At 73.8% G+C, this 25832-nt stretch carries 15 protein-coding genes; 11 read left to right on the forward strand and 4 right to left on the reverse strand.

Translation table 11 applies throughout. The features are described from left to right. Nucleotides 1-8 precede the first annotated feature (8 nt). The 3 genes from ACFWVV_RS31755 to lanKC form a co-directional block, all read right to left on the reverse strand. A complete protein-coding gene (locus ACFWVV_RS31755) occupies nucleotides 9-1772 on the reverse strand; it encodes an ATP-binding cassette domain-containing protein (protein WP_384345443.1) in 1764 nt (587 codons plus the stop codon). Between the two features lie 154 nt (nucleotides 1773-1926). Then, nucleotides 1927-2055, reverse strand: coding sequence for a SapB/AmfS family lanthipeptide (locus ACFWVV_RS31760; protein WP_384345446.1), 129 nt, complete (start codon nucleotides 2053-2055; stop codon nucleotides 1927-1929). After that, nucleotides 2042-4894: a class III lanthionine synthetase LanKC gene (gene lanKC / locus ACFWVV_RS31765; RefSeq protein WP_384345449.1), complete on the reverse strand. Its 2853-nt coding sequence runs from the start codon at nucleotides 4892-4894 to the stop codon at nucleotides 2042-2044. The genes ACFWVV_RS31760 and lanKC overlap by 14 nt, the downstream gene beginning before the upstream one ends. Before the next feature lie 291 nt (nucleotides 4895-5185). Between lanKC and ACFWVV_RS31770 the strand changes: the two genes are divergently transcribed. The 10 genes from ACFWVV_RS31770 (at nucleotide 5186) to ACFWVV_RS31815 (ending at nucleotide 21954) form a co-directional block, all read left to right on the forward strand. Further along, nucleotides 5186-5434 carry a DUF6479 family protein gene (locus ACFWVV_RS31770; RefSeq protein ID WP_384345452.1) on the forward strand — a complete coding sequence of 83 codons (249 nt, stop codon included), beginning with the start codon at nucleotides 5186-5188 and terminating at the stop codon, nucleotides 5432-5434. A 427-nt stretch (nucleotides 5435-5861) separates the two neighbouring features. Next, on the forward strand, nucleotides 5862-7151 hold the full coding sequence (locus ACFWVV_RS31775; RefSeq protein WP_384345455.1) for an MFS transporter: 1290 nt from the start codon (nucleotides 5862-5864) through the stop codon (nucleotides 7149-7151). A gap of 118 nt (nucleotides 7152-7269) precedes the next feature. Further along, a complete protein-coding gene (locus ACFWVV_RS31780; RefSeq protein ID WP_384345458.1) occupies nucleotides 7270-8772 on the forward strand; it encodes a non-ribosomal peptide synthetase in 1503 nt (500 codons plus the stop codon). Nucleotides 8773-9003: 231 nt separating this feature from the next. Beyond that, nucleotides 9004-12402 (forward strand): amino acid adenylation domain-containing protein, encoded by a 3399-nt coding sequence (locus ACFWVV_RS31785; RefSeq protein ID WP_384345461.1) that lies wholly within the window; start codon nucleotides 9004-9006, stop codon nucleotides 12400-12402. Further along, the gene (locus ACFWVV_RS31790; protein WP_384345464.1) at nucleotides 12399-14366 is read left to right on the forward strand and encodes a non-ribosomal peptide synthetase; all 1968 of its coding nucleotides are present in this window, start codon (nucleotides 12399-12401) and stop codon (nucleotides 14364-14366) included. The genes ACFWVV_RS31785 and ACFWVV_RS31790 overlap by 4 nt, the downstream gene beginning before the upstream one ends. Beyond that, entirely contained in the window at nucleotides 14359-16299 is a 1941-nt protein-coding gene (locus ACFWVV_RS31795; RefSeq protein ID WP_384345467.1) for an amino acid adenylation domain-containing protein, read from the forward strand. The genes ACFWVV_RS31790 and ACFWVV_RS31795 overlap by 8 nt, the downstream gene beginning before the upstream one ends. Then, on the forward strand, nucleotides 16289-19252 hold the full coding sequence (locus ACFWVV_RS31800; protein ID WP_384345470.1) for a condensation domain-containing protein: 2964 nt from the start codon (nucleotides 16289-16291) through the stop codon (nucleotides 19250-19252). The genes ACFWVV_RS31795 and ACFWVV_RS31800 overlap by 11 nt, the downstream gene beginning before the upstream one ends. A gap of 273 nt (nucleotides 19253-19525) precedes the next feature. Then, nucleotides 19526-19945 carry a phage holin family protein gene (locus ACFWVV_RS31805; protein ID WP_384345561.1) on the forward strand — a complete coding sequence of 140 codons (420 nt, stop codon included), beginning with the start codon at nucleotides 19526-19528 and terminating at the stop codon, nucleotides 19943-19945. Further along, nucleotides 19942-20481 carry a DUF3618 domain-containing protein gene (locus tag ACFWVV_RS31810; protein WP_384345473.1) on the forward strand — a complete coding sequence of 180 codons (540 nt, stop codon included), beginning with the start codon at nucleotides 19942-19944 and terminating at the stop codon, nucleotides 20479-20481. Before ACFWVV_RS31805 ends, ACFWVV_RS31810 begins: the two co-directional genes overlap by 4 nt. A gap of 333 nt (nucleotides 20482-20814) precedes the next feature. After that, nucleotides 20815-21954 carry an amidinotransferase gene (locus ACFWVV_RS31815; RefSeq protein WP_384345476.1) on the forward strand — a complete coding sequence of 380 codons (1140 nt, stop codon included), beginning with the start codon at nucleotides 20815-20817 and terminating at the stop codon, nucleotides 21952-21954. Between the two features lie 164 nt (nucleotides 21955-22118). On the opposite strand, the gene ACFWVV_RS31820 is transcribed toward ACFWVV_RS31815, so the two are convergent. Continuing rightward, nucleotides 22119-22949, reverse strand: a complete 831-nt coding sequence (locus ACFWVV_RS31820) for a MerR family transcriptional regulator (protein ID WP_384345479.1) — start codon at nucleotides 22947-22949, stop codon at nucleotides 22119-22121. A 173-nt stretch (nucleotides 22950-23122) separates the two neighbouring features. Between ACFWVV_RS31820 and ACFWVV_RS31825 the strand changes: the two genes are divergently transcribed. After that, entirely contained in the window at nucleotides 23123-25675 is a 2553-nt protein-coding gene (locus ACFWVV_RS31825) for an alpha-L-arabinofuranosidase C-terminal domain-containing protein (RefSeq protein WP_384345482.1), read from the forward strand. Nucleotides 25676-25832: the final 157 nt, after the last annotated feature.

Raw genomic sequence — 25832 nt, forward strand, 5'->3', positions numbered from 1 at the left:
GTCCCGGCTCACGTTCCCCCTCCCGCCGCGAAGATCTCCCGGTAGGCGCTCTGCCGCCAGAGGTCGCGGTGCGTGCCGGTTCCCCGTACCCGCCCCTCCTGAAGCCACAGCACCACGTCCGCCCGGGCCGCCGACGACAGCCGGTGGGCGACGACCAGGCGGGTGCGGGGGCCGAGGTCCCGGGCGAGCGCCTCCTCGACCCTGCGTTCCGTCGCCGAGTCCAGGCTCGAGGTGGCGTCGTCGAGGATCAGCAGTCGGCCCGGGTGCGCGAACGCCCGTGCCAGTCCCAGGCGTTGGAGCTCGCCTCCGGAGAACGGCGCCTCGTCGGGCGGGGTGTCGTAGCCCCGGGGCAGCCGCACCACGAACTCGTCCGCCCCCGCGGACACCGCCGCCGCCCGCACCTCCCCGGCCGAGGCGGTCCGCGCACCCGACGCGAGCGCCGCGCCGAGCGAGTCCCCGAAGAGCACCGGCCGCTCGAAGGCGTACCCGACCGAGCGCCGCAACTCGTCCTCGGGCAGCTCGGGCAGCGGTACTCCGTCCAGCAGCACGGCCCCTTCGTCCGGGTCGCACAGCCGCCCCGCCACCGCGGCCAGCGAGGATTTTCCCGCCCCCGAACGGCCGACGACGGCCACGGTGGTTCCCCCGGGCACCACCAGGTCCACCCCGCCGAGCACACGTTTCCCGTCCTGGAGGAGGCCCACTCCGCGCAGCTCCAGGGTGCCGGGCGCCGGGGCGTCCGCCGTCCCGGCCGCGGGGAGCCGCCGCCTGCCGTACGGCACCTCGGGCAGTCCCAGCACCTGTGCCGCCCGGCGTCCGGCCGTACGGCTGCGCACCAGCGTGCCCAGGAGTCCGGCCACGGCGCCGATCCCCGCGGCGAGCGCCGCGTACCGGGAGGCGGCGAGGAGTTCGCCGACGCTCATCCGGCCCGCCACCACCCCGAAGCCGCCGACCGCCACCACGGCCGTGGTGAGGAGCGGCAGGAGTACCCCGCTGCGGGCCACGGCCCGGCCGTGCACCTTCCACATGCGCTCTCCCTGGACGCCCAGCTCGGGCAGCGGGGCGAGGATCCGGGCGCGGTCACGGGCGACGGTGCCCGCGGCGGCGATGCTGCGGGCACCGTCCAGGGCTTCGGCCAGCCGCGAGGCGAGCGTGGACTGCACCTGCTGGTAGCGGGCCACGCTGTCCGAGGAGCCGGCCGCGAACGCGCGCAGCACCAGCAGGAGCAGCGGCAGTCCGGCCGCGAAGGCCAGGGCGCACCACGGATCCACCAGCACCAGCGCGGCCAGCGCACCGGCGGGGGCGAGCAGGGCGGCGAGGAGGCCCGCGGCGGCCCCGGGCGCCGCCCCGGCCTCGGTGGCGTTCGCGGCCAGCCGGGTCGCGGCATCGCCGGGTGGGAAGCGGGCGGCGGCGGGCCGGGGTGCGGCGGCGAGCAGCCGGGTGATGCCGCGCGTGCGCAGCCACGCCGTCGAGCGGGCCTGCGCGGTGCCGGTGAACAGGGCTTCCGTGGCCTCCAGCAGTACTTCGGCGGCCACCAGTACGGCACAGAGCGCGAGCCACCGTCCGGCCGCCGGGTCGCGGGCCAGCAGCAGGTCAAGGGTGCGCCCGACCACGGCGGGCAGCGCCACGGCCGCCCCGGCGCCGAGCGCGGACGTCGCGAACACCCCTGCCGCGCGGCCTTTGTTGCGCCGGGCCATGGTGAGCAGCAGCCGGTCGCCGGGCGCCGCGGAACGCGGTCCGCTCGGACCCGCCGTCTTCGTGGGGGACGTACGCACCCTCTTTCCTCCGTCCGCCGCATCCGTGGGTCCGCATGGTTGCGCAGGGGTTCCGCCCGGGCACGCCGCAGGCCCCGCACGGAGAAGTTCCGTGCGGGGCCCGGCCGCGGGCGTCCGCCCTGTACGGGTGTCCGCCCAGCGCGGGCGTCGGCGCTTAGTTACAGGTGGTGACGCTCAGGCTGCTGTCACCACAGAGCAGCAGGCTCGCGCGGCTGCCGGTCTCGACGTCGCCGAACGCCTCTTCCTTGGGGGTCTCCATCGACTGGAGGTCAAGAACGCTCATGTTGTTTCCTCTCATTGGGGACGGTGTGTTTCTGTACGGCCCCGGGAAGGGGCCGGCTCGTGGGCCGCCGGAGCGGCGGCAGGAAGGGCAGCTGCGCGGCGGTCGTCCCGCCCTCGCCGGACGGTTCCCCACCGGACGGCGGCGCGCCGTCCGGTGTCTCGTCGCACGCGGCCGCCAGGGCCAGCAGGCAACCGGCGGAGCCGGTCGCCAAGTCCATGGAAAGGCGCATCATCTGCTCGCCGGGAAAGGCGAGGCGGCCTTGGTAGGGCACGGCGTGCCAGGCCAGCGCGTCGATCTGCCGGTGTACGTCGGCGGGCCGGGTGCCGGGGCCGCCCACGGTCGTGCGGCTCAGGTGCAGCACCATGCCGGCGGCGCCCCGGAACAGGGCCGGCTGCGCGTAGAAGGTCGCCTGGGCGGCGGCCACGATCTCCCGCCGCGCCCGCTCGAAGTCCTCGAAGTCCGCGTCCCCGGCGCCGGACCCGTGGGCGGCGGGCCGCAGCGCGGCGAAGTCGTCGAGCACCATCCCGATGCCGACGCTGCCCGCGCCGAGGTAGGGCATGGTGCGCCAGCCCTCGTTCACCTGGAGCGCGCCGCCGGCACCGCGTACGCAGCGCGCCAGGTCGCGGCGGAGCGCGTTCGCGGCGTGGTCGAGCAGGGCGGTGTCCCCGGTGCGCTCGTACAGCCGCAGGAGGAGGAGTGCGCCGCCGCTGTTCCCGTGCAGCAGCCCTGCCCTGGCCGGTTCGGGCCGGGGACGGGCGATCAGCTCGGCGCAGCGCAGCGCCGCGTCGTGCAGCGCGGGCTCGCCGGTGGAGGCACCGAGTGCGTCGAGGGCGAGTCCGAATCCGGCGAGGCCGCTGTGCAGGTCCGGGGAGAGGTCCTCCCAGGGCTGGGCGAGGGCGAGTTCGGCGAGTTCCAGGGCGCGGGCACGGTGACCGAGCAGGTCCAGGGTCCAGGCGAGGCCGGAGAGGCCGTCGTAGAAGCCGAGCGGGGTGCCCGAGGCGGGTTCCTTGGTGCGGGCGAGCAGCCATTCCTCGCCCGCCTCGTAGCGCCCGGCGCCACTGGCGTGCAGCGCGTACAGCACGCCCGCCGTCCCGTACCCGAAGCTCTGTCCGCCGCCCGCCGTGCCGAACTGCGCGATGTCGCCGGGGAAGCACCGGTCCTCGCGGCCAGGCGTGGCGGAGGCGAGGATCGCGCCGGCCAGGGAGTCGCGGCTGCGCGGCCAGTCCCCGGGCTGCACGGGAAGGTAGGGCCCGCGGCCGGACGCACTCCCGGCGTGCGCAGCTCGGTCGAGCGGGGTCCTGCCCTGCACCACCGGCTCCGGCACGGCTTCGGCCTCCGGCTCCCGCCCGGTCTCCGGCCCGGGCTCCCGCAGGATCTCCGTCACTGCTTCCCGCAGGAAGGATTCAGCGACCGGGAACTGGCCCGCCGCGATCTCCGCCAGGTGCGCCGCCTTGGCACGGTCCAGGGCGAGGAGGCTGGTCAGGGGTATGAAGAGGGAGAGGCGCAGGCAGGCCAGCGCGTACCGGTCGACGTCGAAGCCGCGCCGGTCGGCGGGGGCCACGAAGGCCGGGTTGGCGACGGTCTGCCGCCGGTTCTCGGCGCCGGGCAGGGCGGCCTCGAAGTCCAGCAGTACGACCTTCGACTCGTCCTCGGTGACCATCACGTTGAACAGGTGCAGGTCGTTGAAGACGATCCCGCGCCCGTGCACGGCGGCCACCGCCTCCTCGACGAGACCGTGGATGCGCAGCGCCCACCGGGTGTACTCGGCCAGCCGCTCGGGTGCCGGATCCGCCTCGATCAGCGGGTGGCGGCGGGCGAAGAAGGAGTTGAGGGGTTTACCCTCGATGAATTCCATCACCAGGAAGTGGTGTTCGCCGAGGACGAAGGTGTCCAGCACCTCGGGTGTGCAGCCCAGTCCCGACAGTTTCTCCAGTGCCTGGCGTTCGCGCTGGAGACGGGCGACCGCGTCCGCCCCGTCGGCCGCCAGCCCCGCGTGCGGCCTGGCTTCCTTCAGGACGACCTGCGTCCCGGTCCTGGTGTCCCTGCCGAGGTAGACCCCGCCCCCGTTGGAGAAGTGCAGGGCCTTTTCGATCGTGTACGGGAGGTCGGCGACGCTCGCCGCCGACCGCGCCGCCAGATGCGGACGCAGCCATTCCGGCGTGGTCACCCAGTCCGGGGTGCGGAAGGAGGGGCCGCGCACGTCGGGCACCAGGGTGCCGTCGGGAGCCTCCAACGCGGGTTGCAGGGTGCCCTGTTCGTCGTAGCAGTGCCGCCGGGTGAAGCTGCCGTACCGCAGGTGTACGGGGCCGGCTCCCCAGCGCAGATCGCTGAGGATGTACGGTCCCTCCTCACCGGCCAGCAGCGCGTCGAGGTCGGCCGCGATGCTCCGGCACTGGGTGTCGTCGGCCGGGTAGACGGTGACGAACTTGCCACTGGCGGTGCGGTCGGCGTACTTGGCGTTGCGGGTGTGCAGCAGGTACCGGCTCGGTACGAACTTGAAGGCGATGTTGCGCGGCACGCAGTAGTCCATGACCCGGGCCAGCACCGATTCGGCGTTGTCCAGACAGGCCGAGACATGGATCTTCCAGCCCTGGGAGGGCAGCCGGCCGTCCACGGGACGCAGTGCGAGCCAGTCCCCCGAGCGGTGCCGCTGCCAGCCCTCGGGCACCGGGAGCAGGGCGGCGGCGTACAGTCCGCGCCGGCCCTCGGCTGCTGCGGGGGCGTGCTGCGGTCCGGCTTCGCCGGGCGCACCGTGACGTGCCGGGGTGGTGTCGGCCCGGTGAGGCGCGTCGTAGAAGTGCCGGTCCGCGTCGCAGAAGACGGCGTATCCCTTGTTCACGCGCCCTCCCTCGCTTCCCCGTGCTCGGTGTGGCCCTGACAACGCACCGAATCTGTCACGCGGCGGAGGGCCCGGACAGTCACAGCTGTCACCATCCACCCGTGCGGAACTCACAGGTAACATCGCACCCGGGGTGCGGGGCCGACGGCACAGGAGCCGGAGCCCCGTCCGGACCAACGGCACAGGAGCCGGCGCCCCGGACGGGCCTGCCACGCGGGTGGAGGGTGCGCCATCCGGGGGGCAGCGGACGATGAGCGGTAGCCGGGCCCCTCCCGGTGGTAGGCGCACTGGGTGAACATTCCGAGCCGTGAAGTCCTCAGCCCACTCGCCGTAGAGGGGTCCCCCGTGCTGTGGATCCTGGTGATCGGCGTCCTCATCGCCCTCGTCCTGCTCATCGCCTTCTGGTGGGGCAGCAGGCGCGTCTCCCGCCAGCGGACGGATCTTCCCCACCACCCGCAGGCGGGCGCCGATTCCTGGCAGAGCCCGGACGAGTCGACGCACCCGCACGAGGGTGACGACCGGAACGGCCCCACCCGCTGAGCGGCACCCGCCGGAGCGACCGGGGCGCCGTCGGCACAGTTACCGGCGGCGCCCCGGGGCATACAGGGGCATACAGGGTCCGCACCCCGTCCCGAACGGTTCGAACCGCCACACAGGGTGGCGGTTCGGTCAACTCGGGACGCGACTATGGCGGTTGGGGTTCCCGGAGCGGACGTCGTACCGTCTGGAGGGCCTGTTTTCGGACATACGTGCGTGCCGGTGACCTGGGAGGGTCCGCGCACACGGTGAACTCCGGCAGGAGTAGTGAAGGTCTGCTCACATCTCATCCTCGGGGAGACGCAGTTCATCTGCTGGTCGCCCGTATCTGCCATAAAATTTGCGGAACTTGGGCGCAGCAGCCGGATATTCGACTGGAAGTCTCCCTTTTGTTTTGACTCTTGATCTTCGCTTGGTGAAGGTCTTGCGCATGTCCTCCTCGCCACGAGCCGCTTCCGGCGGCCTGCTCCGCCTGCGTGACTTCCGCCTGCTGCTGGCAGGAGCGGCGGCCGGGCAGGTCGGCGCCCAAGTCACCCTGGTCGCCCTGCCGCTCGTGGCCGTACTCGAACTGAAGGCCCCCGCCTTCCAGGTGGGACTGCTCACCGCGGCCGAGACCGCCGCCTTCCTGCTCATCGGGCTGCCGGCCGGCGCCTGGGTGGACCGGATGCGCAAGCGGGCGCTGATGATCCGGGCCGATCTGGTCCGTGCCGCCGCCATGGCGAGCGTGCCGCTGGCCGCGGTGGGCGGCGTGTTGACGATGGGCCAGCTGTACGTGGTGGCGCTGATCACCGGGGTGGCCACGGTCTTCTTCGACGTGGCACACCAGAGCTATCTTCCCCAACTGCTGCCCAGGGAACAGCTGGTGGCAGGCAACGGAGCCCTGGAGACGGTCCGCTCGTCCGCCCAGGTGGCAGGTCCCGGGCTCGGCGGCGGGCTGGTGCAGCTCGTCGGGGCGCACCTCGCGATCGTGGCCGACGCGATCGGCTATGCCATCTCGGCAGTGTTCCTGATGGCGATCCGCAAGCCGGAGAGCAAGCCGGAGCCGGTGCCCGGGGCGTCGCTGCGCAAGGACGTCGCGGAGGGGCTGCGCTTCGTGCTCGGCCATCCGCTGCTGCGGGTCATCGCGGGCACGACCGCGCTGGGCAACTTCTTCAGCGCGATCCTGATGGCGACCCAGACGGTCTTCCTCGTGCGGGTGCTCGGCCTGCAGCCCGGCATCCTGGGGCTCATGCTGTCGGCGTCCGCCGTGGGCGGGCTCGCCGGCGCACTGTGCGCGGGGCCCATCGCCCGGAAGACCGGGCAGGCCCGGGTCATCTGGCTCGCGCCGCTGGTCACCGGCCCCTTCGCACTGCTGTGGCCGCTGTCCGGCAAGGACGCGGGAGCCGCCCTGTTCGCGGTCGCGTCCGGCGTGGTCTTCTTCGGTGCGGTCGTCTACAACGTCGCCCAGGTGAGCTTCCGCCAAATGCTGTGCCCGCCAAGGCTGTTGGGCCGGATGAACGCCACCCTGCGGTTCATGATGTGGGGCACCCTCCCGCTGGGCGCCCTCGTCGGCGGGGCGGTCGCGGAGGGCCTCGGCGCCCGGTCCGCGCTGTGGGTGTGCGCGGCCGGCTTCCTCCTCGTACCGCTGCCGCTGATCCTGTCCCCGCTGCGGAAGATGCGGGACCTGCCGGCCACCGCCCCCGAGGACGCGCCAGTGGCGCAACCCGTCACTTCCGACTGACGTGCGGCCGGACCGTCGCCCACCGCCGCGACGGCCATCCCCCGGCTGCGCCCTCCCCCCTCCCCCTTCCCCGCGCATTCCGTTTCTTTCCGCAGGTCCCACTCCGAGAGAGGATCACGTGCACTCCAGCATCACTGGTCAGTACCTGACCCGTTATCAGCGTCTCGCCGCAGCCGGCGAAGGCGGCACGGACGGCCGGGGGGCGGGGCTGCTGCCCGTCACCGGGGCCCAGCGCCGCTTCGTCCTGGTCCGTGCCATGGACCCGGCAGGACGGCCCGACACCGTCCCGATGTTCTTCGCGTTTCCGCGCGGCACCGTCGACACCGGGCGGCTGCGCGCCGCCGCGCAGTACATCGCCGCGATACATCCCGCGCTGCGGTCGCAGGCACATGTGGTCCGGGGAACCCCGGTGCTGCGTCCCGAGGAGCCCAGCATCCCCGTGGAAACGGTGAGTTGCGCCCCCGGTGAGGACGTGCACGACGCGCTGCGCCGGACGATGGGCGCATGGTCCGCCGAAGGGCCGCCGCTGCGGCTGTTCCTCGCGCGGGGGAACGCGGAGCGGGAACTCCCCGGGTTCCGGGACTTCCACGAGCAGCGGGACCTCCGCGAGCACCGCGGCCTTCCCGAGCAGCGCGACCTTCCCGAGCAGCGGGACTTCCCCGCGCAGCCGGACTTCCCCGCGCAGCCGGACTTCCCCGCGCAGCCGGACTTCTCCGCGCAGCGCGACGGCGGGGACCGTGCGGGTCCGGCGGAGGAGGTGCTCGCGGTCGTACTCGACCACGCCGCCTGCGACGGCCAGTCCCTCGCCCGCATCGTCGAGGAGCTGGGCGCCGCCTACCGGGACCGGCTCGGCCCCGCCGACGCGTCGCCCGCCGAGGTGGCCGCCGAACTCGCCGCCTACCGGGAGGCCGTCCTGCTCCAGCTCGACGCCGAGCACCGGGCGAGTTCCCCCGACGCGCTCGCGTACTGGGGCGAGCGCCTGCGTACGGTGCACGAGCGGGCGCCGAAGCCTTCCGAGCGGCGCGCGGCCGGCCGTGTGCTCCCGACGGGCGCGGCGGACGCGCTGCTCCGCGCGGACCAGTCGGGGCTGCCGTTCTCCTCGCTGCTCGACGCCTGCCGGGCCGCGGCCCGGGTGCTGTACGGCACGGGGCACGTCCCGGCGGTCGGCTACCCGTGGGGCGGACGGCCTGCGGCCGCCGCACCCGTGCTCGGCTGCTTCCTCAACACGGTGGCCTTCCCCGCCGCCACCGACGCCCTCAGGCCGGCTCCGGAACTGACCGCCACCCAGTGGTGGGACGACCTGGACCGGGCCGACACCCCCTTCGACGACGTCGTACGCGCCGCCCGCGCGGCGGGCTCCCGCTGGTCGGGGCAGCTGGACGGGCTGCTGACCGTGGACGACGCCCGGCGCCGCCCTGCCCTGCGGCTGGGCGGCACCACCGGGCGTGAGGTGCAGGTGGACGGCCGGGCCGTACGCGCCCCCTTCGCCGTCTCGGTGGTCCAGGGCCCCGAGGTGCAGCTGCGGATGGTGTGGGACCGCGCCGTGCTCGACGACGACCTGGCGCAGGACGCCTTCGCCGCGCTGTGCGGGGAGCTGCGGACCGCGCTGCCCGTCGGCTAGACGTCTTCGTCCGGGCCCCTCCGGCCGGGCATTCGGCCAGGCACCTGAGGACGTACGCGTCCAGCCGTGGCCGGCGTCCTTGCGGACCCGGTCGTTCCGGAACCTTTCGACACCGCACAGCCCGGTGGCGGCCCGCGCGATCCGTGGGCCGGCCGGGGCACCGCCGGGCGGCGGGCACGACCGTACCCCCGCCCCTTCACCACCTTCGACCCGACAACCCAAGGGATCGCCATGCTCCCCCTCTCCTCCTCGCAGGAGATCGTCTGGCTGCACGAGCAAGTGCAGCCGGGCAGCCGCGCGTACAACTTCACCGCCTCCCTCGATCTGTGGGGCACCCTCGACACGGACGCCCTGCGCAAGGGGCTCGCCGCCACCCTGGCCCGCCACCCCGGCCTGCGGCTGGAACTCGTGGCCTTGCCCGGTGCGATGCCCGGGCAGCGGGTCGCCGACCACTGCCCGCCCCGGCTGAACACCGTCGACCTCTCCGAGGAGCCGGATCCCGAGGCGGCGTTCGCGAAGCTGCTGCGGGCCGAGGCCGAGAGCCCGCTCGACACCTTCGAGGCGCCGCTGCTGCGCTGGACGCTGGTGCGGATGGCCCCGGAACACCACCGGCTCGTGCACGTGGAACACCATCTGATCCACGACGGGCACTCGTTCGCGATCCTGCTCGCCGACGTCTTCGGCGTCTACCGCGCCGAGGTGCTGGGCGAGGGCGGCACGCACGACGTGCTGCCGCCCGCCTCCTCGTACGCCGACCACGTCCGCGCGCAGTCCGGCCCGGCCCACGCCGAGGAGGTGCGGGCCGGCCTGGAGTTCTGGACGGCCGAGCTGGCCGACGCCACGTTCGACATGCCGCTGCCCGGGGTGACCCGGCCCGGTGCCCGGCGTCGTCACCACGGCGGACAGCTCCGCCAGTCGATCGGCGCCGACCTCGCGGAGCGGCTGCGCGCCCATGCCAGGGAGCGCGGGCTGACCCCGTTCGCCACGCTGCTCGGGCTGTTCGCCGAGCTGCTGCGGCGACACAGCGGGCGCGCCGAGATGGTGGTGGGCACCGCCGTGGGCAACCGTCCGCCCGGTTTCGAGGACGCGGTCGGGATGTTCGTCAACACCATCCCGCTGCGGCTGCGGCTGGACCCGGACGCGCCCGCCCAGGACACGATGGACGAGGTGACCGACACGCTGGTACGGGCTCTGCCGTACCAGGAGGTGCCGGTGCAGGAGCTGACCCGCGCGCTGGGGCTGCACACCTCGGGCGCGGACAACCCGCTGTTCGGCGTGATGTTCAGTGCGCACGACGCGGTGCTGCCCGACCTGGAGGTGCCGGGTCTTGAGGTCACTCTGTTCGAGGGCTTCAACACCGGCACCACCCGTTTCGACCTCGATGTGGTCCTGCTGCCCGACGACCGGCGCGGGGTGGGCCCCCGGCACGGCGCGGCGGGCATGACGATGGTGTGGGACTACGACGCCGATCTGTTCGGCGAGGAGGTGGCGCGGCTGCTGGCCGGGCGGTTCCTCGATCTGCTGCGGGCCTATCTGGACGCGCCCGGCACCGTACTGGCGGAACTCGCGCCCCCGGCGGCGGCAGTCTCCTCGGCGGAGGACGTACGGGAGACAGGTGCCGAGGACGTGCGATCGACGGGCGCGGAGACCGTGCGGTCGACGGGCGCGGCAACCGTCCCGGAGGTGTCCCCGCAGGGCGTGCCCGGCGGGGATCCGTTCGATGCCCTCGTCGTCGCACAGGACCCCTCGCTGCCCGCCCTGCTGATCGGCGCCCGCCGTATCACCTACGGCGAGCTGAACGAGCAAGTGACCGACCTGGCACAGCGGTTGACGGCCGCCGGGGTGTCGGCCGGGCAGCCGGTCGCGGCGGTGCTGCCGCGCGGGGTGGACTCGGTGGTGACGCTGCTCGCCTGTCTGCGGACCGGGGCCGTGTACTGCCCGCTGTCGCCGTCCGACCCCGCGGCCCGGCTGGAGCTGCTGCTGGGCAGGCTCGGCCCGGCACTGGTGCTCGTCCCCGCCGGCCCGGCCGCGGCGGACGTACGGGAGGTGGCGGTGCGGGCCGGACTGCCGGCCGGCTCGGTCGGGGACGCGGTACTGCCGCCCGCCGCACCGGCCGCGGCCGTGCCTTCGGCGGCGTACGTCATCCACACCTCCGGCTCGACCGGTGTCCCCAAGCCCGTCGCGGTCGGCCGGGGTGCCCTGGGCGCGTACCTGACCGGGATCACCGAGCGGTTCGCGCTGGCTGCCGGGGACCGGGTGCTGCTGTTCGCGCAGCCGTCGTTCGACGTGGCGCTCGAAGAGGTGCTGCCGTCGCTGTACGCCGGTGCCTGTCTGGTGGTGCCCGAGATCGAGGTGCCCACCGGCGCGGAACTCGGCGCTCTCCTCACGGCCGCCAGGGTCTCCGTCGCCAACCTGCCCACCAGCTACTTCCTCGCCACCCAGGAGGACCTGCGACCCGCGCTGCGGGAGGGCCGCTGGGCGCCGAGGCTCCTGGTGCTGGGCGGGGAGCGCATCCCGGCGGACGTGATGCGCGACTTCCTCACCGACACGGGCACGGGCGCCGACACGGACGTCCGGGTGCTGAACGCCTACGGCGTGACCGAGGCGTCCGTCAGCTCCACCGTGCACGAGATCGACCCGGCCACCCTGGCCGACGGGGCGGAGATCCCGCTCGGCACCGAACTGCCGGGCGAGCGCGTCCACGTGCTCGACCCGGGTCTGCGCCCGCTGCCCGACGGTGCGGTCGGCGAACTGGCCATCTCCGGAGCGGGCCTGGCCGAGGGGTACGCCGGCAACGCGGAGGCCACCGCCGCGCGCTTCGTGCACGTGCCCGCGCTCGGCGGCGAACGCGTCTACCTGACCGGTGACCTCGGCTTCCGGGGCACCGACGGCCTGCTGCGGTTCCTCGGGCGGCGGGACAACCAGATCAAGCTGCGCGGCTACCGCATCGAGCTGGAGGAGGTGGAGGCCGCGGCGTCGGCGGTCCTGGGCGGCCGGTCCTGCGCCGTCGTCCTCGACCGGTCGTCGGCCGGGGGCCCGCGCCTGGTCGGCTTCCTGGAGAGTACGGGGACGGGCGGCGGTGCGGGCGGCGAGGGTGCCGGTACCGCGGACCTGGACGGTGCCTGGGACGAGCAGGCGCTGCACAGCGCGCTGGGCGGCAGGCTGCCGGGGGCGCTGGTGCCGGGCCGCTGGGTGCGGCTGGACAGCATGCCCACGCTGCCGGGCGGCAAGCCCCACCGGGCCGCGCTGGCCCGGCTGGCCGCCGAGCTGGAACCGGTGGACGTGGCGGAGGCGACGGACGACGTGCACGGCGGAATGTCCGAAGCGGCGCCCGAGACCGCCCCCGACCTCACCCGGTCGGCCGACCCCGCCGTGGCACTGCTCGCCGAAGGCTGGCGCGAGGTGCTCGGGCACGGCCGCTTCGACGAGGGCTCGCACTTCTTCCGCGTGGGCGGCCACTCCCTGCTCGCCGCGCAGCTCGCCGCCTGGCTGGAGCCGCGCCTCGGCGAACGCCCGCCACTGCGGCTGCTCTTCCGCAACCCGGTGCTCGCCGACCAGGCCCGCGCCCTCACCGCCACGAACGCCACGTCCGCCACCACCGCACCGACCGCACCGACGGAGTCACGATGACCGAGACACTCGACCAGGAAATGACGGTACGTCAGGTGAAGACGCCAAGTGTCGTACAGGGCAAGCCGCTCGACCTCGCCCCGGTCGGCGGTGTCCTCTCCCGCTACGAGGAGTGGGTGCGCCGCACCCCCGACGCCCACGCGGTGGTCGACGGGGAGCACTCGTGGACGTACCGGCAGATCGACGAGGCCGCTGAGGCCGTCGTACGGGCGTGGGAGGGCCGGATCCGCCCCGGTGACCTGGTGGGGGTCTGCCTGGACCGTTCGGCCGCCCTCGTGGTGAGCGCTGTCGCGCTCGCCCGGGTAGGCGCGGTCTGTCTGCCGCTCGGCCCGCGTCCCGGCGAGCGCCGTCTCGCCGCGGTCGGCGAGGACGTCGGTGTGGTGTGTCTGATCGGCGCGCCGGACGTCCTGCCGGCCGCCCCGCTCGACGAGCACCCGGATGTCGCCGCGCCCGCGCTCGTGGAACTGCCGCTCCCCGTTGAGGGCGTGAACGCGGTGCCCGAGGTGGTCGCCGCCTTCACGGCACCGGCGGCGGGCGCCCTTCCGGCCCCTTCCGGGTCCCTGTACGCCGTACTGACCTCGGGTTCCACCGGGCGGCCCAAGGCCGTCGCGGTCGCCGAGCCCGCACTGGCCGCCCTGCTCGCCTGGTACCGCGAGGAGACCGGTCTTGGCCCCGGCGACCGGCAGTCCCTGCTCATAGGTGTGGCGTTCGACCCGCACGTGATGGAGCTGTGGGCCGGTCTGACCTCGGGTGCCGCGCTGGTGCCCGCCCCGGACGCCGTCCGCTGGGACCCGAGCGCGCTCACCGACTGGTGGCGCGACGCGGGAGTGACGGTCGCGGTGACGGCCACCCCGATGACCGAGCCCCTCCTCGACCGCCCCTGGCCGCAGGACCTGGTGCTGCGGCACCTCGTCGTCGGCGGCGACCGGATGCGCCGCCGCCCGGGCCCGGACGTGACCGCCGCCGTGCACAACGCCTACGGGCCCGCCGAGGCGACCGTCGTCACCACCACCCACGTCATGCGGGCCACCGACGCCGACGTGCACGAGGACACCGCGCCGCCGATCGGCGGGCCCCTGCCGGGCGTGCACCTCGCGGTCACCGACCCCGAAGGCAGGGTCGTGCCGCGCGGCACGGACGGCGAACTGCTCATCGGAGGGGCCCAGTTGGCGCTCGGCTATCTCGACGCCGAGCTCACCGCCCGACGGTTCACCGCACCGCCCGCGGACGCCTTCCCGCCGGAGGCGGGGGTGGAGCGGATGTACCGTACCGGCGACCGGGTCCGGATGCGGGCCGACGGCGCTCTCGACTTCCTGGGCAGGCTCGACGACCAGGTGAAGATCAGTGGCGTACGGATCGAACCGGCCGAGGTCGAGGCGGCGCTGGAGCAGGACGCGGCCGTACTCAGCGCGGTCGTCGTGGCACCCCGGGACAGCGAGGGCCGGGCACGCCTCGTCGCCTACGTCACCGCGGCCGCCGACGCCGCGACCGCGCCGGACCCGGACGCGCTGCTGGCCGGGGTACGCGCCTGGCTGCCCGAGCAGGCGGTGCCTTCGGCAGTACGGATCGTGGACGCCTTCGCCCTCGACGCCAACGGAAAGGTCGACCGGACGGCACTGCTGGCACGGGAGACCGACGACGCCGCACCGGCGGCCGCGGCAGGGGAGACGCCCACGGTCACGGACGACGAGGCCGTACCGGAGGGTGCGACCGCGAGCGAACAGCTCGTCCTGCGGACCGTCCGCCAGCTGCTCGCCCGCGCCGACATCGCCCTGGACGACAACTTCACCGACATCGGCGGCACGTCCGTCGTCGCTGCCCGGCTGCTGGCCACCGTCGAGCGGGAGACCGGGGTGCGGCTGCGCGCACCGGAGATGCTGCGCCAGAGGGACCTCCGTGCGGTCGCCGCCGTGCTCGACACCCGGTGCGCCCAGGCACGCAGCGCGGAGGTGCGGGGTGCCTGAGCCCACTGAGCTGCGGGCCGCCGTCGTACGGCCGCACCGCACCGACCTGCCAGGACTGCTCGCCGCACGGGCCGCCGGCACACCTGACGCGCTGGCCCTGATCGACGGCGAGACCACCCTCACGTACCGCCAACTCGCCCATGCGGCACACCACTTGAGCGGCCTCCTCCAGGAGCACGGCGTGCGTCCCGGGGACCTCGTGGCGCTGCTGACGCGGCGTTCCGCCCGTACCGTCGTCGCTCAGCTCGCGCTGTGGTGGGCGGGCGCGGTGTGTGTGCCGCTCGACCCGGCCCACCCGTCCGCGCGGACCGAGGCCATGCTCGCCGACTCCGGGGCCACCCTGACCGTCGGCGACGGCGACCTGCTGGCGGCGGCCGAGGGCATCGGACCGAGCCTGGCGCTGGACGCGGACGTGGTGCCGCACGGAAGCCCGGCGGAGGACACCGGTGCGGACTCCGCCATGGGCGAGGGTGCGGCGCCCTGGCCGTCCGCGGGCCCCGGTCCGGACGCCACCGCGTTCCTCATGTTCACCTCGGGGTCCACCGGGCGGCCCAAGGGCGTGGCCGTCCGGCACGGTGCCGTCGCCGAGCTGGTCACGGACCCGGCGTACGTCACGGTGACCGCGCGCGACCGGGTGCTGCTGCACTCCCCCGCGACGTTCGACGCCTCGACGTTCGAGGTGTGGGTGGCCCTGGCGAACGGCGCCGCCGTCGTGGTCTGCCCCGCCGAGCGGCCGTCCTTCGAAGACCTGGTCCAGGAGGTGGAACGGCACGGCGTCACCGTCGCCTTCTTCACCACCGCCCTCTTCCACCAGCTGGCCGCCCGGCGCTCCCGGGTCTTCGCCCTGCTCAGGACGGTGGTGGTGGGCGGCGAGGCACTGTCGGCGCAGCACGCCCGTTCGGTGCTGCGGCCCTTCCCGTGGCTGGAGCTGGTCAACGGGTACGGGCCGACCGAGACGACGACCTTCGCCACCGCGCACCGGGTCACCGACGCGGACTGCGAAGGCCAGGTCCCCATCGGCCGCCCCGTCGCGGGAGCAACCGCCCATGTGCTCGACGACGCCCGCCTGCCCGTCCCGGCGGGCACCCGGGGCGAACTCTGGGTCGGCGGCACCCGGCTCGCCCACGGCTACGCGGGACAGCCCGCGCTGACCGCCGAACGGTTCGTGGAGCACCCCTCCCTCGGCCGGCTCTACCGCACCGGCGACCTCGCCTCGGTACGGCCCGACGGGACCCTCGACTACCACGGCCGCACCGACGACCAGGTCAAGGTGCGGGGCCACCGGATCGAGCCCGGTGAGATCGAGCACGTGCTGCGTCACCAGCCGGAGGTGGACGACGCGGCGGTGACGGTGCGCAGGCCCGCCCCCGACGACGCGCGGCTCGCCGCCTTCGTGGTCGGGGCGGCGGGTACGACGCCGGACGCCGAAACCCTGCGCGGCCGGCTCGCCGGTCTGCTGCCCGCCCATCTGGTACCGGACGAACTGACCGTGGTGGAACGTCTTCCGCTCACCTCCACCGGCAAGGTGGACCGGCGTGCGCTCGCCGCGCTCGACCCGGTGTCGGCGCCACCAGCCGGAAGCGGTGGGGCCGCAGAGGGTACGGCCGTCGGCGGCACCGAGCCGCTGACCCCGTTGCAGCAGGCCGTGGCCGAGGTGTGGGCGCGCTCGCTGGAGTGCGAAGTGACCTCCCCCGAGGACGACTTCCTCGCGCTCGGCGGGCACTCCCTGCTCGCCCTCGTCGTCACCGACGACCTGCGCGAGGACCTCGGTGTCGAGGTGTCCCTCGCCGACTTCTTCGCAGCCCCCACCGTGGCCGGGCACGCCGCTCTGGTGGAACGCGCCCTGCTGAGCGCCCACGCCGATCTGCCGCACCTGCCCCCGTCCCACCCCGTCCCTTCCCCCGACGCGCCGGAGCACTCCGATGTCCACTGACTCCTCCTCCGCCGCCCTCCAGCAGGAGCTGCTGCGCCGGGCCAGGGCCCGTACCCGTACCGCCGCCCCGCGGCCGGACCGGAACGCGACGACGTCCGGCCCCGCACCCCTCTCGCACGCCCAGCGCCGCATGTGGCTGATGGACCGGCTCGGCGGGCGCAGCGGCGTCTACAGCGTGCCGTTCGCGACCCGGCTGGCCGGGCCGCTCGACGTGGACGCGCTCGGCGAGGCCCTGACCGCGCTGGTCGAGCGGCACACGGTCCTGCGCACCCGGTACGGGCAGCGCGACGACGTGCCGTACCAGGAGACCGTCGCCGTCCCCCGCCCGTTCCCCCTCCGGGTGGTGGACACGGACGGGGCGGGCGACTGGTCCCACCTGCTGAGCGCCGAGGCACGTCTGCCCTTCGACCTGGCCGAGGGCAGTACGCCGCGCGCGCTGGTCCTGCGGCACGGCCCCGAGGACCACACCGTACTGCTGACGTTCCATCACATATCGGTGGACGGCGGGTCCTTGGAGACCGTGGCGGACGAACTGGCACTGCTGTACGCGGCCGCTTCGGGCACCGCGGTCCCGGCCAGGCAGCTCGACGCGTCGCCGCCGCAGTACGCGGACTTCGCCCGGCGCGAGCACGCGGCGGCCGAGCGTGCCGACGGGGGCCTCGCCCGGGGCCTGGAGCACTGGGCAGGCCGGCTCGCCGGAGCCACCCCGCCCGCGCTCCCGCGGCCCGGCGCGGCGCCCGCCGACCTGTCCGTACGCCCGTCCGCGAGCCACTTCGTACCGCTGGCGGAAGGGGTGCTTCCAGGGCTGCGCGAGGTGGGCCTGGCGCGCCGGGCCACGCTGTTCACGGTGCAGCTCGCCGGCGCTTTCGCCGCGCTGCACCGGCTGACCGGTCAGGACGACCTGGTCGTCGGCTGCGCGGCGGGGCATCGTGAGGGGCAGGAGATGCGCGGCCTGGTGGGGCTGTGCGTGAACACCCTGCCGGTCCGGGTGGACCTGTCGGGCGACCCCTCCTTCGGCTCGCTGGTGGAGCGGGTGCGGGACGCGCTCCTGGAGGCGCAGCAGCACCGGGAGGTGCCGTACGACCTCATCACCGAGCGGCTCGGCGCGGCGGCGCGCGGCAGCGACGGCACCGCCCTCGTCCGGGTCACGTCCGACGTACTGGGCGAGCCGACCGCACTGCGGCTGCCGGGTATGCGGTCCGCCGAGCCGATCGAAGTGGCCCTGGAGGAAGCCAAGTTCGACCTCTCCTTCGGCCTGGTGGACACCGGGGCCCCGGCGGGCCTGGTGCAGTACGGGCGGGCCGCCCTGGACGACACCACGGGGGCGGCGCTGGGGCAGTCCTTCGCCGCTCTGCTGACCGAGGTCGCGGCCGACCCGGCCCGCCGACTGTCGGAGCTGCCCGGGACGCGCCACGAGGGGGCCGTCGTGTCCACGTCGGCCGAGACGGAAGGGATCGCGGGTGGGCCCGCGGCCACCCCTGCCGCGCACCCCGCCGTGACGGCGCTCCTCGCCCACCCCAAGGTCGCGGACGCCGCCGTGCTGGACACCGTCGGCGGGCCCCCGCTCGCGTACGCCGTCATGGCGGACCGGGACCGTACCGGCGCGCCGACGCCCGCCGTGCTGCGCGCCGGGCTCAGGACCGTACTCGAGCGGGACGCGCTGCCCCTCACGGTCATGCTCCTCGACGCCATGCCGCGCAGGGCGGACGGGACGCCGGATCCGGCCCGGCTGCCCGGCGTCCCCGCACCGCGCGGACCGCGCGCCGAGGCCGTGACGGACGGGTTCGCCGCTCTCCTCGGCCGCCGCCCGGCACCGGACGACGACTTCTTCGCGCTGGGCGGCCACTCGCTGGCCGCCGTCCAGCTGGCCGAGCGGCTGCGCACCGCGCTCGCACTCCCGCTGACCGGCCTCGACGTCATGGAGGCACGCACCCCGCGCGCCCTCACCGCGCTCCTCGACACCCGCGCGGCGGCCCGGCAGGCGGTGGAGCGCCCGGCGGCCACCGGTGCGGCCTCCGCCGTACGTACGTCCCCTCCGCGCGGCACCAAGCGCCCGGGAACGGTGCTGGTCACCGGTGGTACGGGGGGCGTCGGCGCGTTCGTGCTGCGCGAGCTCGCGGCACTCGGCAGGCCGGTGCTCGCGCTCGCCCGCCCGGAGTCGGCGCACCTGGTGCCCGGCGGGGACGGGATCGAGGTCGTGGAGGGCGACCTGAGCGACCTGGACGGTCTGCGCTCGGCTGTGGCCGGGGCGGACGCGGTGATCCACGCGGCCTCGACCTTCACCCGGCCCGAGGTGGACGTGGCGGCCATGCGGGCGATGGTGGAGGCGTGGCACAGCGGGCCCTTCGTCTTCGTCAGCAGCGTCGACGCGTACGGGCACCCGGCGGAGACCGAGGTGGCCGAAGAGGCGCCCTCCCAGCAGCCGTTGAGCCCGTACGGCAGGGCCAAGGCCGACTGCGAGCAGCTCCTGCTGCGTGCGGCCGGCACCGGCGGCCGGGGCGGCGCGAGCGCCGTGCGCTCACCGCTCGTCTGGGGTGCGCACGACCGGCTCCGCGACCAACTCCGCTGGGGCGCCACCGGGTTGCTCTACCAGTCCGCGCTCAACAACCGCCCGATCATGCTGCCCGCACCGGGCGCCGGCGGCCACGAGTGGTACGGCGCGCCGTGGGTGCACGCCGCCGCGCTGGCCAGGGCGGTGACCGCGTGCCTCGACGCCCCCGTGCACGGCGTCGCCAACGCGGTGAGCGGCCACGTCGGCTGGCCGGAGCTGACGGCCGAGCTCCGCGCACTGCTGGGCAGCACCAGCGAGGTCGTCGAGGCGGACCGGGTCCACCAGGACCTCGACCACCACTGGCACTACCGGGCGGACCGCCTGAGCAGCGCGCTGCGGCCGATGCCGGGCGAGGATCTCCGTACGGTACTGCGGGAGATGATCACGCCCACGGCCGGCTGATCGGCGCCGGCCCGCAAGGCCGTGATGCCGTGGATCCGCGGGGACGCGTGCGGGGCCCGCCCGGGTGGGGCGGGCCCCGCACACGTCCCCGCCGGGGTTTCCGCAAACTTCGTGCCCTCCCATGTCCTGAACCGGGCCGTACGGGGTACTCGCGGGCTGAACGGACAACCGGGACGCCGCAGGGCGGACCGGTGCGCGAGGACGACAGGATGGGAGGTGATCGTCGTGTCGAGTACGCAGTCGGGCACCCCGCACGGCCCAGGACGGGAACCGGTGGGCGGCCCGGTGAAGGAAACGGCGCACGATCCGGCGCACGAACCGCTGGGCGAACTCGTGCAGCGGGCGTCGCAGCAGCTGACCGAGCTGGTGCGGGGCGAGCTGCGTTTGGCGCAGGCGGAGATGAAGGAGAAGGGCAAGCGGTACGGCAAGGGCGGCGGACTGTTCGGCGGAGCCGGTGTGGTCGGTTTCCTGATGCTGCAGTCCCTGGTCGCCACCGCGATCGCCGCACTGGCGGTGCCCCTCCCGGTGTGGGCGGCGGCGCTGATCGTCACCGCGGTTCTGGGTGTGATCGCCGCCGTACTGGCGATGAGCGGCAAGAAGCAGGTCGGCCAGGCCTCACCGCCCGCTCCGCAGCAGACCATCGAGAACGTGAAGGCCGATGTGGCCGAGATCAAGGAGAGTGCACACCGATGACCCAGCCCACCGACGACGGACAGACCGCCGCGAGCCCCGAGGAACTGCGCGAGCAGGTCGAACAGACCCGCGCCGAGCTCGGTGAGACGGTCGAGGCGCTGGCGGCCAAGGCCGACGTCAAGGCCCGCGCCCAGGAGAAGGCCGCCGAGGTGAAGGAGCAGGCCGCGACCAAGGCCACTGAGGTGAAGGTGCAGGCCGCCGCCAAGGCGGGGGAGCTGAAGGAACAGGCCGCCGTCAAGGCCGGGGAGCTGAAGGAACAGACCGCCGTCAAGGCCGGGGAGCTGAAGGCCAAGGCGGCCGGTCTGGCGCACCAGGCCCAGGACAAGCTGCCGGAGCCGGTCAGGACCAGGGCGGCCGAAACGGCCGGGCAGGTGCGCGTGCAGGCCTCCCGGGCCGGCCGGCTGTGGGAGGACAAGGCACCCGAGCCGGTACGGCAGCGGACGGCCCACGGCGCGCGGCTGGCACGCGACAACCGCGAACTCCTGGTCGCGGCCTCGTGCGTCGCCGCCGCGGTGTGGGTGGCACGCCACAAGTGACGGCCGGACGGGGGCGGGGGCGGGCACACCGCACCCGCCCCCGCCGCCTCAGCGCGCGTGCTCACACACCCCGCGGTTCACCCCAACGGCCCCGCCCGGCAGGCGCACGTTGGTCACGCCGGTCATCATGGCGGTGGGTCTGCCGCACGGCCCTCCCCCGGCGCAGTGAGCACGGCCTCCCCCACAGGAGCGAGCCGCTGTCCTCCGTAGGAGGGAGGGACGGAAATCCCTCCGCAGGACCCGCGTGCGTCCCCGCCTCCCGGGTACCCGCAGTCCGCACCCCGGGAACCCCGCATCACCCCACGGTCGGCTGTGAGCGAAGGCGGATGAGGCATGACGGCAGAGAACATGCTCGGAGCAGGGTCCGCCACGGCCGGCGGGACCGCGGAACCCCTCGTTTCCCCGGTCGGCTCGCACAACGAGTGGGACCCCTTGGAAGAAGTCGTCGTCGGCCGGCTGGAGGGCGCGACGATCCCCTCCGACCACCCGGTCGTCACCTGCAACATCCCGCCGTGGGCGGCCCGGCTCCAGGGCCGCGCGGCCGGGTTCAAGTACCCGCGCAGGCTCATCGGGCCCGCGCAGCGGGAGCTGGACGGCTTCATCGCCCTGCTGGAGTCGCTGGACGTGACGGTCCGCCGCCCGGACGCGGTGGACCACAAACAGCGTTTCAGCACTCCGGACTGGTCATCGCGCGGCTTCTGCAACACCTGCCCGCGCGACAGCATGCTGGTCATCGGTGACGAGATCATCGAGACCCCGATGGCCTGGCCCTGCCGGTACTTCGAGACCCACTCCTACCGTTCGCTCCTCAAGGACTACTTCCGGCGCGGCGCGCGCTGGACGGCGGCCCCCAAGCCCCAGCTCACCGACGAGCTCTTCGAGGCGGACTTCCGGCCGCCGGGTCCTGGCGAGCCCATGCGCTACGTCCTCACCGAGTTCGAGCCGGTCTTCGACGCCGCGGATTTCGTCCGCGCGGGACGCGACCTCTTCGTCACCCGCAGCAATGTCACCAACCTGATGGGCATCGAGTGGCTGCGCCGTCACCTCGGCCCCGCCTACCGCATCCACGAGATCAAGAGCCGCTGCCGCACCCCCATGCACATCGACACCACGTTCATGCTGCTGGCTCCCGGCAAGGTGATGGTCAATCCCGACTACATCGACGTCGACGAGCTGCCCGAGGTCCTGCGCTCCTGGGACGTGCTGGTGGCGCCCGAGCCCGAGCCGATCCGTGACCGGCTGCTCAACCTCACCTCGATGTGCGGCAAGTGGCTCAATATGAACGTGCTGATGCTCGACGAGAAGCGGGTGATCGCGGACCGCCACCACACCGGGATGCTGCGCGCCCTGGAAAAGTGGGGCTTCGAGCCGGTCCCGTGCGACCTGCTGCACTACGCGGCCTTCGGCGGCTCGTTCCACTGCGCCACGCTGGACGTACGGCGGCGCGGCACCCTCGAGTCCTACTTCGACTGAGGCCCCCAGCCGGAAAGCACCGGCGACCAGGAAGCACAGGTGACCAGGAAGCACAGGTGACCAGGAAGCACAGGTGGCCGGGAAGCACCGGCGACCGGAGAGGGCCGACGGCCGGGGAGGGCGGGTGACCGGGGAGGGCGGGCTGCCAGGAGGCACCGCCGCACTCACGCAGGAGCGATCGGCTCCTGGAGCTCGGTGACCCACTCGTCACGGTTCTCCGGGCACTCCAGGCTGATCTCCCGCGGATAGCCCGCCGAGCGGTGGCCGTGGGTGTCGATCCAGCGGGCGAGGGTCTGGACGGCCGGCAGGACGGCATCCATCGGGCCCCGGTGCACCAGCGTCGCCGCCTCCCCGACCGGTGGCAGGTCCACGACACGCAGCGCGCCGTCCTCCCGGCCGGGGGCGACGGCCCGCACCGGGGCGGTGACCTGGACGGCGGCGTGGACGAGGATGCCGCCGCCGGGGGCGTCCTCGTAGTAAGCGATACCGGGTCCGGCCGGTGCGATGCCGGTCCGCGCGAGCAGGGGGAACAGGGCGTCGTACAGCGGCTGGATGACGAGCCCGATACTGTAGAAGTCCGGTGCCACGCCGGTGAGTTCGGCCACCCTCACGCATGGCAGGCTCTTCACGACGACGTCGTGGGCGGACATCCGCCCCTCGCTCTCGACCGCCCGGAGCCTCGCCTCGACCTGGACCAGCCGGGCGGCCGCCGCCTTCATCTCCGTCTCCAGTTCGGCCTGCCGCAGCCGGAGCATGGCCCGCAGTTCCGCAGCGCCGACCTCCTCGTCCAGGATCTCCCGGACCTGCGCGAGGGTGAAGCCGAGGTCCTTGAGGGCGATGAGGCGGTTGAGGCGGGCGAGCTGGGCGGCGCTGTAGTGGCGGTAGCCGGTGAAGGGGTCGACCCGGGCGGGGTGCAGCAGCCCGGTGGCGTCGTAGTGACGCAGCATGCGGACCGAGACCCGGCCGTGCCGGGCGAAGTCTCCGATGGTGAACACGATCAATGCTAAGCCGCGGAGGACTCCGTGCGGGTGCCGCGATACAGCACCGCTCCGGAGACCGGACAGCGTTTTCTGTCACAGGTGTTGACCCTCCGCACTCGAACATGGATCCTCTCCGAGCGAAATCCCGTACACCGTCCGATATATCGAACGTATCGCAGGAGTCGCCCGTGTCCCCCCGCAAGCGAAGGACCCCCCTCGCGCTCGGCCTGCTGCTGGCCGCCACCCTCGCCGCAGCCCCGCCCTCCGGCGCCGCCCCGGCACCCCCGCCCGAAGTTCCCACCGACTACACGCTCACGCTCGACCGCTCCCGGCCAGGACCCGAGATCGACGACTCGATGTACGGGGTCTTCTACGAGGACATCAACCGCGCGGCCGACGGCGGGCTGTACGCGGAGCTGGTGCAGAACCGGTCCTTCGAATTCGACCCGGCGGACAACCGCGCGTACACCCCGATGACCGCGTGGGCCCCGGCCGCCACCGGCGGCGCGACGGGCAGCGCCCGGGTCGTGGACGACACGGGCCGGCTGAACGAGAGGAACCGCCGCTATCTGCGGCTGGACCTCGACGGCGGGGGCACCGGTTCCGACGCCCGGTACGGCGTCGCCAACTCCGGCTACAGCGCGGGGATTCCCGTCACGAAGGGTGCCACGTACGAGTTCTCCGTGTGGGCCCGCACCGACCAGCGGCGCGGCACTGCGCTCACGGTCGCCCTGCGCGACGCCGCCGGAGCCGTGCTCGGCCAGGCGCGGCCCGTGGTGGTGCGCGGGGAGCGCTGGGCGAAGTACACGACCAGGTTCACCGCGGGTGCGGGCAGTGCGACGGGGCGGCTGTCCGTCACGGCGGGCGGCGCCGGCACGGTCGCTCTCGACATGGTGTCGCTGTTCCCCCGGGACACGTACAAGAACCGGCCGAACGGACTGCGCAAGGACCTCGCGGAGAAGATCGCCGCGCTGAAGCCGGGCTTCCTGCGCTTCCCGGGCGGATGCCTGGTGAACACCGGAAGCCACCGGGCGTACGAGGCACCCGACTTCGACCGGCGCCGCTCCTACCAGTGGAAGGAGACGGTGGGCCCCGTCGAGCAGCGTCCGACGAACGCCAACTTCTGGGGTTACAACCAGAGTTACGGGCTCGGCTACTACGAGTACTTCCAGTTCGCCGAGGACATCGGGGCGAGCGCGCTGCCCGTGGTGCCCGCACTGGTCACCGGCTGCGGCGAGAACAAGGCCACTGACGATCCCGCGCTGCTGCGGCGGCACATCCAGGACACCCTGGACCTGATCGAGTTCGCCAACGGGCCTGTGTCGTCGACGTGGGGCGGGCTGCGGGCCCGGATGGGTCATCCCAAGCCGTTCGGGCTGAAGCGGCTCGCGGTCGGCAACGAGGAGAACCTGCCCGAGGAGTACTTCACCCGCTTCACCGCCTTCCGCACGGCGATCGAGGCGAAGCACCCCGGCATCGAGGTCGTCGGCAACTCCGGTCCCGACGACACCGGTCCGGTCTTTGACCGGCTCTGGAAGCTGAACCGCGACGCGAAGGTCGCGATGGTCGACGAGCACTACTACAACAGCCCGCAGTGGTTCCTGGAGAACAACGACCGCTACGACTCCTACGACCGCAAGGGCCCCAAGGTCTTCCTCGGTGAGTACGCGTCGCAGGGCAACAAGTTCTCCAACGCCCTCGCCGAAGCCGCCTACATGACCGGCCTCGAGCGCAACGCGGACGTCGTGAAGCTGGCGAGTTACGCGCCGCTGCTCGCACACACGGACTCCGTGCAGTGGCGCCCGGACATGATCTGGTTCGACAACGCGCGCTCCTGGGGCTCCACCAGCTACGAGGTGCAAAAGCTGTTCATGACGAACACGGGCGACCGTGTCGTCCCCAGCCGGGCCAGCGGCACCCCCGCCACCTCGGGGCCGATCACCGGTGCGGTCGGGCTCTCGACCTGGGCGACCAGCGCCTCGTACGACGACGTGAGCGTGACCGGCGCCGACGGGCGCAGCCTGCTGAGCGATGACTTCTCCGGCGGTGACGGCAACTGGAAGAAGGCTTCGGGGAAGGGGAGCTGGGCCGTCGAGAACGGTGCCTACGTCCAGTCGGACACGGCCGCCGAGGACACCCTCGTCACGGCGGGCGACGCCGGCTGGCAGAACTACGACCTCAGCGTGAAGGCCACCAAGAAGGCGGGCCAGGAGGGCTTCCTCGTTGCCTTCGGCGTACGGGGCACCGGAAACCACTACTGGTGGAACCTGGGCGGCTGGGGCAACACCCGTTCGGCGGTGGAGAAGAGCACCGACGGCGGGAAGCAGACGATGGCCGAGCAGCCCACCACGATCGAGACCGGCCGCACCTACGACGTGAAGGTGCAGGTCAGGGGGCGGGAAGTGGTGCTCTTCCTGGACGGGAAGGAGTGGGGCCGCTTCACGGACGACAAGCCCGCCGAGCCGTTCCGCCAGGTGGTGAGCCGGGACGCGGCGACCGGTGAGCTGATCGTCAAGGTGGTCAACGCACAGGCAGCCGAGGCACGTACGGCCGTGGACCTCGGCAGGGCCCCCGCTTCCGGTACGGCGCGGGTGACCACCCTCCAGGGCGCACCGGACGCGGAGAACACCGCCGACGCGCATCCCATCGGCCCGCGGCACTCGACGCTGAACGGAGTCGGCGCCCGGTTCACGTACACCTTCCCGGCGCACTCCGTGACGTTCCTGCGCATCAAGGAGTAGTACCCGGGCTCGGGGGTGGGCGCCCCCCCCGGTGGCGCCCACCCCGACAGGCCCCCCCCCCCCCGGGGCCCCCAGCGCCCCCCCGCCGCCCGCGGCGCCGCGCCCCACGCCCCCACCCGGGAGGCCCCCGACGCCAAGCGGGGGGACCCAGGCCGAG

The organism is Streptomyces sp. NPDC058663 (genome assembly GCF_042716745.1).
Classification (GTDB): Bacteria; Actinomycetota; Actinomycetes; order Streptomycetales; family Streptomycetaceae; genus Streptomyces.